This window comes from Streptomyces camponoticapitis (assembly GCF_014646115.1).
In the GTDB taxonomy this organism is placed as follows: Bacteria; Actinomycetota; Actinomycetes; order Streptomycetales; family Streptomycetaceae; genus Streptomyces; species Streptomyces camponoticapitis.
The window spans coordinates 40,202-54,380 of the sequence record NZ_BMMV01000031.1 but is presented as its reverse complement, the minus strand read 5'-3'; the positions used below and the strand labels follow the sequence as shown (position 1 = coordinate 54,380).

Genomic DNA, 14,179 nt, shown 5'->3' with positions numbered 1-14,179 from the left:
CCACCGTCGCCGGCGGTTCACACGCCGGAACGGCAGCCCCCGCACGGTCGACCCCGCAGCGAAGGGCGGCCCGTCCCCCGGCTCACGAACGGCCAGCCGGAAACCTGGACTTGACCGGATCCCGCCGGTGACCGCGACAGCGTCTCTGCGGCGGACTGTTGCCCGGCTGATGGGCCGGGCGGTCGCACATGTCGGCCCGACCAGCAGCTCCCGGAACGGGCCCCGGCTCCGGCCTGGGCAAGGCTCATTGGGTAGTAGAGCGGAGTTTCGCTTGGCTCCACCACTTCAAATGACTACCTAGGTGGACTGACTCGTGAGGTTGGGGACGCGGGGCTCGTACGACAGTTCGACAGCTAGGCCGTTTCGTTTGGATCATCCGATCGTTGGTCCGGATGTGCCGTTGACCGACGCGCAGTGGACGCGATCGAGCCGTGTTAACCGGACCGGACACCCCGGCGGGGTGGCCGGTGGAGGGGTCACCGTGAGGTGATCGACGCGATCGCGTGGAAATTCCGGACCGGATCGCAGTGGGTGCACCTGCCGGAGAAGTACGGCAACTGGCGGGGGGTCTACAACCAGCTGCGGATGTGGGCCGTCGACGGCACCTGGGGAGCCCGTCTTCACCGCGCTGACAGCGCAGGCCGACGCCGATGAGGCCCTGAATTGGGCAGTCTCGGTGGACTCCACCATCGTGCGCGCACATCAGCACGCGGCCGGGGCCCGCTAAAAAGGGGCCCGCCCGGCGAGCCGCACGACCATGCCATCGGCCGCTCCTGCGGCGGCCTGACCACAAAGATCCATCTCGCGTCCGACGCCCGCTGCCGGCCCCTGGCCTTCGCTCTCACCCCCGGGAAGGCCGGCGACGCACCCGCACCGACGTCATGGCCCAACTCCGCGTCCCCCGCCCACGCGGGCGGCCCCGCACCCGACCGGACACGGTTCTGGCCGACAAGGCGTACTCCTCCCGCGCCATTCGCGAGCCCAGGTCGTGGTCGCGGGCGCGCTGAGTGGATGCCGCAGGCAGGGCAGGAGCCTGCCAGTAGATTCTGTGTCTGTCGGCGTCTTCCTGCGCCTGCTGGATCGCGGCATCGGCCCGGCCCCCTGGCCATCGACTTGGTCCTCGGCAATGGGTCGTCCCACGTCTCGAAGGCAACCCGAGCCTGGCTGGCCGCGCGCCCACGATTCACCGTCCACCACACGCCCAAACAGCCTCGTGGCTGAACCAGATAGAGAATATTCGAATTGGCACGCTGAAAATTTTTGGGAATTGAGGAACCGTATGCGTAGAGCGCAGGAACGAACCGGTCTCGTCGAACCCCCGATCAAAGCGATGTGCGTTACAAGGTCCCCGGCCCGTTGAAGGGCCCTCATGGCGCGCAGGATGATTTGCGTTACTCCGCGTTGTCCGCGAGCGTTGGGGTGTACCGGTGCCGCCGGGCGGCAGGATCGGGGAGTAGCCGACGATGTAGAGGTGCGCCCTGGCGCACGCCGCCTGATCTCTTGCGTCAGGTCGGACAGTACTGCTGTTCTCAGCGCTGTCGTCCGCTGCCGCGTACTGTCGATGCCGTCCTTGACGTAGCGCTCTCGACAGGGAGCGTCGACCGGGACGTCTTTATTACGAGTGATGAGCTTGTACGCCGTTCCATGGTGAGGCAGCGGGTAAGCATGCTGCTGAAGCCGATGTCATCGCCTCCGATGCCGAGGGTGACGAGTCGGGTTCGGCTGGAAAGGGCGGAGAGCAGCGCCGGGTAGTTGTGGTCGGAGCGGTCACAGCCAGCTGGCTTGCCGCTCTGAGCCGGTATGCGTGGACTGGAAGTGTAGGAGTCACCGAGGGCGAAAAGTGGGCTTGATTCGGTCAGAGACAGGGCACGCCTGGGCCTGCGAGGCAGCGTCCCCGGGGGTCGGTGAAAGGCACCGGTCGCCTCGTCTGTCACCGCGGCGGTTGCATCAGGCCGAACTGGTAGGCGAAGGCGACGAGCTGTGCACGATCGCGGGCGCCCGTCTTGGTTTTGGCCCGCTGGACGTGGGTGCGGACGGTCAGGGGGCTGAGGAAGAGTGCGTCGGCGATCTCGTCGTTGGATTTGCCCTCCGCGACCACGGCCAGCACTTCGCGCTCTCGCGGAGTAAGGCTGCTGAATCGCTCGGGGGCAGGGGCGACGGAGCTGGGCACGGGTAGGGCGAGGAAGCGGGTGATCAGTGAGCGGGTTGCCACGGGTGACAGCAAGGCGTCACCGGACGCGACCGTGCGGATGCCGTCGAGGAAGGCGTCGGCAGTGGTGCTCTTGCCGAGGAAGCCGCTGGCACCCAGGTGCAGGGCTTGGGCGACGTGCTCGTCGGTCTGGAACGTGGTGAGGATGAGGACGCGTGTGTCCTGCAGCCCGCTCTGGTCGCAGATGGCGGCGGTCGCGGCCAGTCCGTCGGTGCCGGGCATTCGGATGTCCATCAGAACGACGTCCGGGCGGTGGAGGCCGGCCAGCGTAATGGCCTGCTGTCCGTCGGCGGCCTCGGCGACGACCTCCATATCGTCACAGGAGTCGATCAGCACCCGGAAGGTCGCTCGCAGCAGGGCCTGGTCGTCGGCAATCAATACGCGGATCGTCATGGAACTTACTCTCTGATCAGGCGCTGATGGGAAGTTCGGCCGTGACGGCGAAGCCGCCTCCCGGGCAGTGCCCGGCACGAAAGGTGCCCCCGACGGACTGAGCGCGTTCTCGCATGCTGATGAGACCGAAGCCTCCGCCGGGTGCCTGCGGGGGCGTGATCGGACTTCTGTCGTTGCTCACGGTGATCGTCAACTGTCCCTGGCCGTGGACGAGGTGGACATGTGCCATGTTCACCGCGGCGTGTTTGGCAACGTTGGTGAGCGCTTCCTGCACTATCCGGAAGGCGGTCAGGTCCACCCCTGCCGACAGAGCCTTCACGGGGCCTTCGACAGCGATCGTGATGTGCAGTGCAGCGGCGGCGAAGGCGGCGACCAGGTCAGGAAGCCGGTCAAGTCCAGGTGCGGGGTTCAGTGATTCCTCGGCGGTCTCAGGCTGGCGCAACAGGCCCACGGTTGCCTCGAGTTCGCGCAGCGCTGCCGTCGTCGTGCCGGTGAGTTCGGTGAGGATGCGACCGGTCTGCGCGGGACGAGTGGAAAACAGGTGGGCGGCTGTGCTGGCCTGGGCGTTGGCGAGGGCCATGTGGTGGGCCACCACATCGTGCAGTTCCCGGGCGATACGGACGCGTTCTTCGGTGACGCGGCGTTGTGCTTCCTCATGGCGGGTGCGCTCGGCGTCCTCGGCGCGTGTGCGGACGGTGTCCATGTACGCGCGGCGAGCTCGCACGGCCAATCCATGCAGGATGGGCAGCAGGATCCAGAAGGCCAGGCTCACCGCCTCGTTCGCCCAGGGCTCGTCCTCCGCATCCCAGCGCAGGGCAGTGGGCACGAGGATGACAGCAACCAGGAGACCGTGGATACGGATGGCTTGCTGGGAGACCTGGAGAGTCAGTTCGTACAGGGCGACGATGACCGGGAGCAGCAGGAGGGGTCCGAAGGTGCTGCCCTGGGCACCTGCGACCGCGGTGCCGAGGGTGGTGAGGACGACAACGGTGCCGGGGCGTCGGCGGCGCGCCAGCAGGCTCGTACAGGTGACTGCCGCGAGGACGAAGCCCGGCCACCACAGGGTGTCGTCGCCGGCCCGGCGGTACTGGTTACTGGTGGCCGCGTAGATCAACAGGAGGAAGGCCGCTTCGACCGGGCGGGGATGGCGATCGACGTGACGTCGCAGGCGGGTGACCATGGTTTCTCCGAGCCGTACCGTGACCGCGGGCTGAGGAAGTGGGCAATGTGGAGGCCGGTCCGGGCCGCTCTGAGACTGGGGTGGAGCGGCCCGGTCGGCACGTGCGTCAGACCGTCACGGAGGCCCGTGGATCGTCGGCGGGCAGATCATTCGGCGCGGAGACCTGCTGGGTGAGTGCTTCGCCCTCGACGTCGACGCGGGGCATCAGCCGGTCCAGCCAGCGCGGCAGCCACCATGCCCGCTTGCCGAGGAGCGCCAGGACCGCGGGCACGAAGGCCATACGGACGACGAAGGCGTCGAAGAAGACGGCACTGGCCAGTCCGAAGCCGACCATCTTGACCAGGGATTCGCCGCCCGTCATGAACCCGCCGAACACCGCCATCATGATCAGCGCTGCTGCCCCCACGACCTGGGCGCTGTGCCGGAACCCGGTGACGATGGCCTGGCCGGGTCCTTCTCCGTGGATGTGCGCCTCCCGGATCCGGGAGACGAGGAAGACCTGATAGTCCATGGCGAGGCCGAAGACGATACCCACCAGGAAGATGGGCATGGTGCTCATGATCGGGCCGGTTTCGTCGACGCCGAAGATGCCGGCTCCGTGGCCCTGTTGGAAGACCGTGACGATCGCGCCGAGGGCCGCGCCGACGGACAGCAGGAAGCCTAGTGCGGCCTTGAGCGGCACCAGGATCGAACGGAAGACCAGGGCCAGGAGGAGGAAGGCGAGACCGACGACGACCGCGAGGTAGGGAATGAGGGCGTCCTGCATCTTCTGGCCCACGTCGATGTTCAGGGCGGTGGTGCCGGTGACCTTGAAGTCGGCGCCGGTGGAGGACTCCACCGCACCGCGCTCGCTGCGGATGGTGTGCACCAGGTCCTGCGTCTGCCGGCTGGTGGGTGCGGTTGAGGGGACAGCGGCGATCACCGCTGTGTCTTTGGCCTCGTTGAACCGTGCCGGGGAGACGGAGACGACTCCCCTGGTGCCGGTGAGCTTGTTGGAGACCGCTGTCACGGCCGCCTGCGGGTCCTTGGCCTCCTTGACGTCGACCACCACGGTCAGCGGGCCGTTGTAGCCCGGGCCGAAGCCCTCGGCGAGCGCGTCGTAGGCGCGGCGCTCGGTGGTCGCGGTCGACTTGGCCTCATCGCCAGGCATGCCCATCCGCAGGTCCAGCGACGGCACCGCGAGCGCCCCGAGGCCGATCACCGACAGGAGCAGGACGGGCAGCGGGCGGCGCACCACGAACTGCGCCCAGCGAACCCCGCGGGGGAGCTTCGTGGAGGTGCCGGCCGTCCTGGTCCTGCCGACGAGGCTGAGGATCTTGGTGCGGGAGCGACGTCCGCCCTTGCGGTCACGGCGCGAGAGCACTGCATTCGGCCAGAAGCCCAGGAGTGCCGGCACTGCGGTCAGGGCGATCAGGACTCCGACCATGACGGTGCCTGCCGAGCCGATACCCATCTTGCTGAGCATCGGGACTCCGATGACGGAGAGACCCAGCAAAGCGATGACGACGGTGAGTCCGGCGAAGACGACCGCGCTTCCGGCCGTGCCCACGGCCAGGGCCGCCGCCTCCTGCGGCTGGTGTCCCTTGGCCCGCTCCTCCCGGTAGCGCGAGACCACGAACAGGGAGTAGTCGATGCCCACGGCGAGGCCGAGCATCATCGCCAGTTCACCGACCGTCGAGGAGAATCCGAAGGCACTGCTCAAAGCGGTGATTCCGGCCAGGCTGATGCTGACGCCGAGGATGGCGGTGAGCAGGGGGAGACCGGCGGCGGCGAGTGAGCCGAAGGTGATCAGCAGAACCACTGCGGCGACGAGAACGCCGAGTACTTCACCCAAGCCCTGCGCTGCTTCGGTCTCCAGCGCGGAGCCGCCGACCTCGACGGTCAGGCCCGCGTCCCGGGCCTGCTCGACTGCCTTGGTCAGGTCCGTCTTGCTGGCGTCGGTGAGATCGTCACCGGCGACCTTGTAGGTGACGGTGGCGTACGCGGTCGACTTGTCCTTGCTGACCGCGTTCGTGTCGAAAGGGCTGGCCGCGTCGGCGACCTGCGGCCCGTCGGCCACCGCCGTGACGAGTTCACCGATGGCCGACCGGCCGGCGGCGGAGGTGACCTGCTGGCCGTGTTCCGCGACAAACACGATGCGGGCCTCCGCACCGTCCGCTTCGGCGCCCGGGAACCGCTCATTGATCAGGTCGAATGCCTGCTGGGACTCGATGCCGGGCAGGGAGGACGAGTCCTCCGATGCCTCGGATGCGCTGGAAGCCCCGAGGAATACAGCAGCCAGTACTGCCACCCAGGCCAGCACCACGGTGCGGCGCCTTCGGAAGGACCAGCGGCCCACCCGATGCAAGAAAGTCGCCATGAAAGACATCTCCATATCTGAATATCGGGAACGTCATTCACCCTGCCGGGGCGCCCGCATTCGTGTCGTCGGCCGTATCGACGATCCCCGTACTCAAAAACAAGTAGGGCTCGGCGGGGGTGTCATATCCCGCCGGTAGTCCTCCTGCGACGAACGGCGGGAAGCCGCGCGAACAGGACGGCGGCACATTTGGCGGAGCACGCCATCGGCTCTGTTGAGGCGTTCGGTGTGTCGGTAACCGCCCGCTGTCCGCAACAGCGGACCGACGGGCTCGGGCGATTCTCAGGAATTGCCGACGAGGCTGTCGGAATGCAACGGCAGCAGGACGCGGAACGTGGCGCCTTCCCCAGGCTGAGAGCACACCTCAACACGGCCTTGGTGAGCGGTCACCAGGGAGCGGACGATGGACAGACCAAGTCCGGCACCGCCGGTCTGTGTGCGGCCGCGGGCGGTGTCGGCACGGTAGAAGCGGTCGAAGACCTGGGTGACCTGTTCGGCTGTCATCCCTGCTCCCTCATCGCTGAGTTCGAGGATGGCCTGGTCCTGCAGAGTGCCTACGCCGATGCGTACCGGCGTGCCGGGCGGGGTGTGGGCGATGGCGTTGCCGACGAGGTTGGAGGTGACCTGCCGCAGGCGTGACTCGTCGCCCAGAACCGGGGCGCCACCGGGCGGGCCGCCGCCCGGCCCGGTCAGGGTGACGGGACGGTCGGGTGCCATGGCCCGCAGGTCGTGCAGGGCGTCGGCGGCCAGGGTGCGCAGGTCCATGGGAGTCAGGCGAAGGGGCAGATGCGCATCAGCGCTGGCGTCTTCGTCGAGCCGGGCGAGCAGCAGCAGTTCCTCGACGATGCGGACCAGGCGGGCTGCTTCACGTTCGATACGGCTCATGGCAGCATCGACGTCCGCACGCTGGGGCATGCCGCCCATCCGGTACAGCTCGGTGAAGCCCTTGATCCCGAACAGCGGGGTGCGCAATTCGTGACTGGCGTCCGCGATGAAGGTACGCATGCGCGCGTTGGTGGCCGCGCGGGCGGCGTCGCCGGCTTCGATGCGGTCCAGCATGCCGTTGAGGGCGGCGGACAACCGGCCCAGTTCTGTGCGCATGGTGGCCGGCTGCGGCACCCGGCTGGACAGGTCCCCGCCCGCGATGGCGGCTGCCGTCTTCTCCATGCGCCGCAGGGGCCGCAAGCCGGCCCGCACCGCGAACCAGGCGACGACGCCCAACCCGATGAGCACCACCGCATCGATCACCAGCATCCACACGCCCAGGTGCCGGATCGTCGTATGGACCGGAGCCAGGGAACCGGCCACGACGACGCTGCCGCCCTTGCCCGCGTCGACGTCCTGACCCGGGGCCAAAGGAGTAGCGATGACACGCCACTCTTCGCCGTCGCCCTTGGCCGCCACCTGGAAGGGGCGCTGTTCGCGGACGGCGACCGCCGCTGCGTCCAGGTCGGGAAGACGTGGGGCGCTGTGCGTAGCCGGACGCAGCGTACGCCGCAGTTGCCCCTCGGAATCGAGGTAGACGACGTAGACGTCGCCCGTCAGGTCGCGCTCCACTGCCTCGCGCAGCTCCGGTGCCGTCTCACCGGGCACGTCTTCCAGGTTCGACAGCCGCGCCGCCGTCGCGGAAGCGGCGCGCAGCCGCTCTTCCAGTTGGTGCACCAGTTGCCGCTCCAGCAGGGTGACGAGTACGGCGTTGCTGGCCAGCAGGGCGGTGACGACCAGCAACAGAGTGATGGCCACGACCCGCCCGCGCAGCGACATCCGGCTGATCGGCCCGCGCGTGGAGGCGGTACTCACGCGCGGGACCTGCGCAGAACGTAGCCCGTCCCCCGCACCGTGTGGATCAGCTTCGGTTCTGTGATGTCGATCTTGCGGCGCAGGTAGCTGATGTAGGAGGCGACGATGGAGTCGTCACCGTCGAAGTCGTAGTGCCAGACCTGGTCCAGAAGCTGATGCCTGGACAGGACCTGGCCGGCGTTTTCCATCAGCACCCGCAGCAGACTGAACTCGGTCGGAGACAGTTGCACCGGCCGGCCGCTGCGGGTCACCTGGTGGCTGTCGGGATCGAGCTCCAGGTCGTCCACCACCAGGAGCCCATCGGGCCGACGGCCGCTGGTTCGGCGCAGCACCGCCTGGATGCGCAGGATGAGTTCCTCGAGGTTGAAGGGCTTGGTGACGTAGTCGTCCCCGCCTGCCCGGAGACCGCTGATACGGTCCTCCGCCGCGTCCCGGGCGGTCAGAAAGAGGATCGGCGGCTGCCCGATTCCCAGGCCGGAGGGGTCCTCACGCAGACGACGTGCCACCTCGAAGCCGTCAAGGTCGGGCAGCATCACATCCAGGACGATCAGGTCGGGTCGGTTGTCGCGGACCGCTTCCAGGGCTTGGCCGCCCGTCTGGGCCGGAGTCACCTCGAAGCCGGCCAGCCGCAAGCTGGCGGACAGCAGCTCACACAGCGTGGGCTCGTCCTCGACCAGCAGCAGTCGTTGTGTCGTCGCCATGGCACCTGTCCCCGACTGATGATCTTCTGTCTTCACTGTCCCGCCCCGCTACGCGTCACGCTTGCCGAAGACAATGAATGCCACCACCATCAGAACCGCCACGGACCCCACCATGACACCCACCCCTGCCCAGGGACTCAGCAAGTCGGGGTCCTGATGGCTGGTAATGATCTGCCCACCTGCGATCGGCGGCCAGTACTTCGACACCCAGTCGCCCAGTTCTCCGGGCAGGGCCGGGGCGAATGCCTGAACAATCAGCATCACCCCGAACAGCGTGGTCACCGTTGCCGTCGTGGAGCGGATCACCGTGCCCAGAGCCAGTCCGAAGAGCCCGGCCAGTGCCAAGTACAAGCCACCACCAAAGATGCCGCGCAGCGCCACGCCGTCGGAGAGCGCGAGGTTCGGAGCGCCCGCCCTGGACAGCGACGTCTGCCCAACCAGAAACCCGGCCAGCGACACCGCGATCCCGACCGGGAGCGCCACGCCCACCAGCACCACAGCCTTGGATGCCAGCACCCGCGCCCGGTGAGGAACCCCGATCAGAGTGGGGACGATCGTTCGCGCGCCGTACTCAGAAGTGATGACCAGACCGCCCAGGAGACCGAGCGCGATCTGCGCGAGCAGGTAACCGCGCAAACTGGTGGCCAGCGGGTCGAACGACGCCTGGTCCGCGGGGCTCAGGTCCGCGAACTCGCTGCCGGCGGACGAACCGTTCAGCGCGGCGAGTCCGAGGCAGAACGCCAGGGTGCCCAGGATCACGTACAACGTCGACCGCATCGTGCGGATCTTGATCCACTCGGCGTGCAGGCAGTGCCAGAAGGTCACCCTTCCATCCCTCGCACGACGCGGTTGCGGCTGAAGACGGAGCACGAGCGGGCGTCGGCGGGCTTTCGTCGCCCTGACAAAGTTTTGCGTGGTCGAACGTGTCATCGGCTCGTCTCCTTCTCCGACTGGTACTCCACCGCATCCCGGGTCAGGTCCATGAACGCCCTTTCCAGCGACACCTGGCGCGGAGCAAGCTCATGCAGCTCCACTCCGTTGGCCGACGCCAGCGCGCCGATCCCGGCGGCCTCCAAGCCCGTCACCACCAGAGCGTCGCTGCTCTCAGTCCGCACCTCAACGGCTGCACTGAGCATGCCGCGCAGTTCCTCGGCCTGGGGACTGCGGACAAAGACCTCACGCTCGGAGTAAGCCTCGATGAAGTCCTTCATCGAGGTGTCGGCGATCAGCCGTCCCCTGCCGATGACGATGAGGTGGTCGGCAGTCAGCTCCATCTCGCTCATCAGATGGCTCGACATCAAAACCGCGCGTCCTTCCGCCGCCATCCTCCGCATCAGCGAGCGGATCCACACGATGCCCTCCGGGTCCAGCCCGTTGAGCGGCTCGTCAAAGACCAGCACCGGAGGATCACCCAACAGAGCCGCCGCGATACCCAGCCGCTGACGCATGCCGAGGGAGAACGTCCCCGCACGTCGGCGGCTCACGTTCTCCAAGCCGACTTCCGCCAGCACCGCCTTGACCCGGCTGCTCGGGATCCCATTGCCGGCCGCCAGCGCCAGCAGATGGTGATAGGCGGTGCGGCTGGGCAGCACCGCGCCCGGATCCAGTAGCGCCCCGACCGCCTTCAGCGGCGTGGGCTGCGCGACGTACGGCCGCCCACCCACAGTCGCAGTCCCGGAACTGGCGGCGTCCAGGCCCACGATCAACCTCAGGGTGGTCGACTTGCCGGCACCATTCGGCCCCAGGAACCCCGTCACTTCCCCGGGCCGGACAGCGAACGTCAGATCGTCCACGGCCAGGACCTCGCCATAGCGTTTTGACAGGCCACGTACTTCGATCATCGAGACTCCAGACCGGCGGTGGTGCACGCGACCCTCGCGCGCACCACTCACTGTCCGCCGCCGCCATGAACCGGATCTGGACGAATATGAACGTCACATGGGAATGCCAAGCCTGTGACCTGGGAAGACTCGGCAGGCTGCACCGGGGCGCCCTCTGACTCACATGAAACTCACATGCTGGCCTCCGGCCGGCAGCCATTGATGGCCACCCCCGCGCGGTGGGCAGAGGCCCAGCAGGAAGAGTCCGGCGCTGGCCGGCCATGGAACGCAGGTGGCCTAGGTGTTCTGTCCGGGGAGGTTGTGGACGGGTGAGGCAGATCTCGACTGAGGGATCTTGAGCAGGTGAGGGCCTTCCGGTTCGGTGTGGATTGCGACGTCTACACCACCCGAAAGGCCCTCATGCCACACCGTAATGCACCTCTGACGGAGACCGGCCGTCTGCGTGTGGCCCGCTGCGTCGTGGACGAGGGCTGGACCCTGCGCCGGGCCGCCGAACGCTTCCAGGTGTCACCCACGACGGCCCAGCGGTGGGCCGTCCGCTTCCGCGAACTCGGCGAGGCGGGCATGGCGGACCGGTCCTCACGCCCGCACCTCAGTGCGCGCCGGACCCCGGCCCGCACTGAACGCAGGATCATCAAGGTCCGTGTCCTGCACCGCTGGGGACCGGCCCGCATCGCCTACCTCCTCGGACTGAACCCGGCCACCGTCCACCGGGTCCTGACCCGCTACCGCCTGGCCCGCCTCACGCACCTGGACCGGGCCACCGGCCGGGTGATCCGACGCTACGAACGGAGCGCGCCGGGCGAGCTGGTGCATGTCGACACATCAAGAAGCTCGGCAACATCCCCGACGGAGGCGGCCACAAGGTCCTCGGGCGCCCGGCGGGCCGCAAGAACCGTGCCAACGCCGGCTACAGCTTCCTGCACAACGCCGTCGACGACCACTCCCGGCTCGCCTACAGCGAGATCCTCACCGACGAGAAGAAGGAAACCGCCGTCGCCTTCCGGCAGCAGGCCCACGACTTCTTCGCCCAGGCCGGGATCATCACCATCGAACGCGTCCTGACCGACAACGGCTCCTGCTGCAAGTCGTATCTGTGGCGCAACACCCTTACCACGCAGGGCATTTCACACAAACGCACCCGCCCCTACAGGCCCCAGACGAACGGGAAAGTCGAACGGTTCAACCGAACCCTCCTCGACGAATGGGCTTACGCGAAGCCCTACCGCACCGAGACCGAACGACGCGAGGCATACCCCCACTGGCTCCACACCTACAATCACCACCGCGGACACACCGCACTCAAGGGCCAACCACCCGCCAGCCGCGTCCCCAACCTCACGAATCAATACACCTAGGGCGTGTCCGCAATGTCTTTCGGTCGTTGGTCCGTTCGTGGTGCGACGTCATGAACTGACTGATCAGGCCTGGGAAGTTGTCGGGCCGTTGCTGGCTCCGCCTCGGATGGGTCGTCCGGTGCGGGACCGGCGGCAGGTCCTCAACGGCATCCTGTGGAAGCTGTCCACGGGGGCGGCCTGGCGGGACCTGCCCGAACGGTACGGGCCGTGGAAGACCGTCTACGAACGGTTCCGCCGCTGGTCGGCCGACGGAACCTGGGACCGGCTCCTGGCCCACGTCCAGCAGCACTCGGATGCGTCCGGCGAAGTCGACTGGTCGGTCGTCTGCGTCGACTCGACGATCGTGCGCGCCCACCAGCACGCCGCCGGAGCCCGAAAAGGGGGCCCTGGACCGGTGAAGCACTCGGCCGGTCCCGCGGCGGGCTGAGCACGAAGATCCACCTCGCCTGCGACGGCCGCGGCCTTCCCCTCGCGTTCACGCTCACCGGCGGGAACGTCAACGACTGCACGCAGTTCGAGCCGGTCATGGCCCGCATCGCCATCAAGCGGGCCGGGCCCGGCCGGCCCCGCACACGACCGCTACGGGTGCTCGGCGACAAGGGCTTCCAGCGACTCGAAGCCGGCTGATCAAGCGCCTGGCCGCCGTGTGCGGCGTGGCCTGTCAGGCCACGTCTGTGTCCTGTTCGATGGCCTTGAGCCGGTTCTTGAGCCGGTAGCTCGGTCCGTTGATGGAGATCACGTCGCAGTGGTGGAGGAGGGCGGTCAAGGATGGCGGTGGCGAGGACTTCGTCACCGAACACCTGTCGGCGCTGGAGGCCCGGAGGACGTACTGCGGCTGGTGCCCGGAGCTGGGCTGAACGCCGGTAACGGCGGCGGCTGGCCGGTGGCCGAGGAGATCCTGATCGACGGCACACCGGCCGGTCGTGCTTACGCCACTCGCCAGGCCACGCAGGAGAAACAGGAGGTCGGTGAGGCGCCGGCCCGGCGGTGGACACCGCTGCTGGACGGTGCGGAGCGGGTCGGAGTCCTACACGTGCGGACGGCGTCGGCCGACGAGGACACAGCCGCGACCGTTCGGCGGCTGGCCGCGCTGGTGACGCTGCTGCTCATCTCCGTGCGTTCGCAGAGCGACTCCTACGCCCGACTGGTACGCACCCGCCGGGTGACGGTGGCAGCCGAACCGCAGTGGAACCTGATGCCGCCACGTGCCTTCGCCAACGGGCAGGTCACCATCGCGAAGGCCGCTGCCGGAACCCGTCCTGGCAACATTCGCAGCGCCAGGATCACCCACGCCGACGACGGCACCGCCGTCCTCGCCAACGCGGCACCCGAAATTCCCTGGCGCCGACAGGAACGGCTTCGTCCAACCCGGACAGGTCGCCGACTCCGACGAATCCACGATCAGTCTCGCTGGCGGTTTCTGGAAGGCGCGCGCTGGCCGGCTGCTGGGTTTCGACTCGGCCGACGCGCCGACGGGGCAGCCATCGCGACCGCCACCCCGCAGCAATGGGCAGGTGAGGCGGTACGCGAGCCGAACCTCATCCCCTGAACCAGCGGCATGATCGACAGGGACACATCCAGGTCCTTGCAGGACCGCCCGCAAGGCACGGAACGCGGTGGACGCGGTTTCGGTCGCTCACTGCCAAGCCGACAAGCTCCGCGGCAGGCGGCCTTCGGACTGGAATGGGCGTAGCTCGCCTGCCTCCGGCCGGCCCTTTCAGGCGTCAGCCTTGCTCCGCGGCGCGGAGGGCGAACCACGTAGCTGTTCGTTGATGCGCTGTGCTTCGTCGAGCTGGTCTTCGAGGATGACGATGCGGCAGGCGGCCTCGACGGGGGTGCCCTGGTCGACGAGTTCGCGTACACGGGCCGCGATCTTCAGCTGATACCGGGAGTAGCGGCGGTGGCCGCCCTCGGAGCGCAGCGGGCGGGTGTGGTGCCGAGCAACCACGCGGGCGCCGACCCGAACCTGGCCGTTTCCGTCAACGTGGGCGCCTTCAACCTCGGCGCCGCGGCTGGCTCCGTCATCGGCGGCGCGATCGTCGCCGCCGGCGCTCCCCGCTGGACCGGCCTGGCCGGCGCGGTACTGAGCCTCGATCGCCGCCTGATACCCCGTCCACTCACCTCGCAAAGAGGTCACCCTGCACGCTATCCAAATCCCTCGTCACGGCGGGCCCGAATTCCTGTCTGTCCGGGAGGTTCCCCAGCCCACTCCAGGAGCTGGTCGAGCCCGAACTCCCCGCCACCCCGGGGAGTCGGAATGCCGTGTGCGGGAGCGCCCCACCTTCGACATCAACCCATAAAAGGCGACATACTGACGCATAGGGAAACCTCTCCGCAA

General features: G+C 68.0%; 9 protein-coding genes and 4 pseudogenes. 4 read left to right on the top strand and 9 right to left on the bottom strand.

What is annotated here, in order from left to right:
• Positions 1 to 456 precede the first annotated feature (456 nt).
• Positions 457 to 977: pseudogene (locus IEY79_RS37695) on the top strand (IS5 family transposase); the annotation flags it as partial.
• A 953-nt stretch (positions 978 to 1,930) separates the two neighbouring features.
• Here the strand turns inward: IEY79_RS37695 and IEY79_RS32900 are convergent.
• From IEY79_RS32900 to IEY79_RS32870, 7 genes are all read right to left on the bottom strand, one after another.
• Entirely contained in the window at positions 1,931 to 2,602 is a 672-nt protein-coding gene (locus IEY79_RS32900) for a response regulator transcription factor (RefSeq protein WP_189111310.1), read from the bottom strand.
• 16 nt (positions 2,603 to 2,618) lie between these two features.
• Positions 2,619 to 3,782 (bottom strand): sensor histidine kinase, encoded by a 1,164-nt coding sequence (locus IEY79_RS32895; protein ID WP_189111309.1) that lies wholly within the window; start codon positions 3,780 to 3,782, stop codon positions 2,619 to 2,621.
• A gap of 106 nt (positions 3,783 to 3,888) precedes the next feature.
• Positions 3,889 to 6,141 (bottom strand): MMPL family transporter, encoded by a 2,253-nt coding sequence (locus tag IEY79_RS32890; RefSeq protein ID WP_189111308.1) that lies wholly within the window; start codon positions 6,139 to 6,141, stop codon positions 3,889 to 3,891.
• A 282-nt stretch (positions 6,142 to 6,423) separates the two neighbouring features.
• Positions 6,424 to 7,905 (bottom strand): sensor histidine kinase, encoded by a 1,482-nt coding sequence (locus IEY79_RS32885; RefSeq protein WP_189111339.1) that lies wholly within the window; start codon positions 7,903 to 7,905, stop codon positions 6,424 to 6,426.
• A 32-nt stretch (positions 7,906 to 7,937) separates the two neighbouring features.
• Positions 7,938 to 8,642: a response regulator transcription factor gene (locus tag IEY79_RS32880; RefSeq protein ID WP_189111307.1), complete on the bottom strand. Its 705-nt coding sequence runs from the start codon at positions 8,640 to 8,642 to the stop codon at positions 7,938 to 7,940.
• Positions 8,643 to 8,690: 48 nt separating this feature from the next.
• A complete protein-coding gene (locus IEY79_RS32875) occupies positions 8,691 to 9,467 on the bottom strand; it encodes an ABC-2 transporter permease (RefSeq protein ID WP_229701338.1) in 777 nt (258 codons plus the stop codon).
• Positions 9,468 to 9,568: 101 nt separating this feature from the next.
• Entirely contained in the window at positions 9,569 to 10,483 is a 915-nt protein-coding gene (locus IEY79_RS32870) for an ABC transporter ATP-binding protein (protein ID WP_189111306.1), read from the bottom strand.
• Between the two features lie 399 nt (positions 10,484 to 10,882).
• On the opposite strand from IEY79_RS32870, the pseudogene IEY79_RS32865 reads away from it, so the two are divergent.
• Positions 10,883 to 11,841: pseudogene (locus IEY79_RS32865) on the top strand (IS481 family transposase).
• A 37-nt stretch (positions 11,842 to 11,878) separates the two neighbouring features.
• Positions 11,879 to 12,447: pseudogene (locus IEY79_RS32860) on the top strand (IS5 family transposase); the annotation flags it as partial.
• Between the two features lie 55 nt (positions 12,448 to 12,502).
• On the opposite strand, the pseudogene IEY79_RS37685 reads toward IEY79_RS32860, so the two are convergent.
• A pseudogene (locus tag IEY79_RS37685) lies at positions 12,503 to 12,644 on the bottom strand (ATP-binding protein); the annotation flags it as partial.
• Positions 12,645 to 12,724: 80 nt separating this feature from the next.
• Between IEY79_RS37685 and IEY79_RS32855 the strand changes: the two are divergent.
• Positions 12,725 to 13,390, top strand: a complete 666-nt coding sequence (locus tag IEY79_RS32855; protein ID WP_189111305.1) for a hypothetical protein — start codon at positions 12,725 to 12,727, stop codon at positions 13,388 to 13,390.
• A gap of 168 nt (positions 13,391 to 13,558) precedes the next feature.
• Here the strand turns inward: IEY79_RS32855 and IEY79_RS38495 are convergent, their stop codons facing one another.
• Positions 13,559 to 13,936 (bottom strand): MerR family transcriptional regulator, encoded by a 378-nt coding sequence (locus tag IEY79_RS38495; RefSeq protein WP_373292675.1) that lies wholly within the window; start codon positions 13,934 to 13,936, stop codon positions 13,559 to 13,561.
• Positions 13,937 to 14,179 lie beyond the last annotated feature (243 nt).

Bases quoted from the DNA above. Each gene is read 5' to 3' on its own strand.
- IEY79_RS32900 (WP_189111310.1), bottom strand. From the start codon at position 2,602: ATGACGATCCGCGTATTGATTGCCGACGACCAGGCCCTGCTGCGAGCG.
- IEY79_RS32895 (WP_189111309.1), bottom strand. From the start codon at position 3,782: ATGGTCACCCGCCTGCGACGTCACGTCGATCGCCATCCCCGCCCGGTC.
- IEY79_RS32890 (WP_189111308.1), bottom strand. From the start codon at position 6,141: ATGGCGACTTTCTTGCATCGGGTGGGCCGCTGGTCCTTCCGAAGGCGC.
- IEY79_RS32885 (WP_189111339.1), bottom strand. From the start codon at position 7,905: ATGTCGCTGCGCGGGCGGGTCGTGGCCATCACTCTGTTGCTGGTCGTC.
- IEY79_RS32880 (WP_189111307.1), bottom strand. From the start codon at position 8,642: ATGGCGACGACACAACGACTGCTGCTGGTCGAGGACGAGCCCACGCTG.
- IEY79_RS32870 (WP_189111306.1), bottom strand. From the start codon at position 10,483: ATGATCGAAGTACGTGGCCTGTCAAAACGCTATGGCGAGGTCCTGGCC.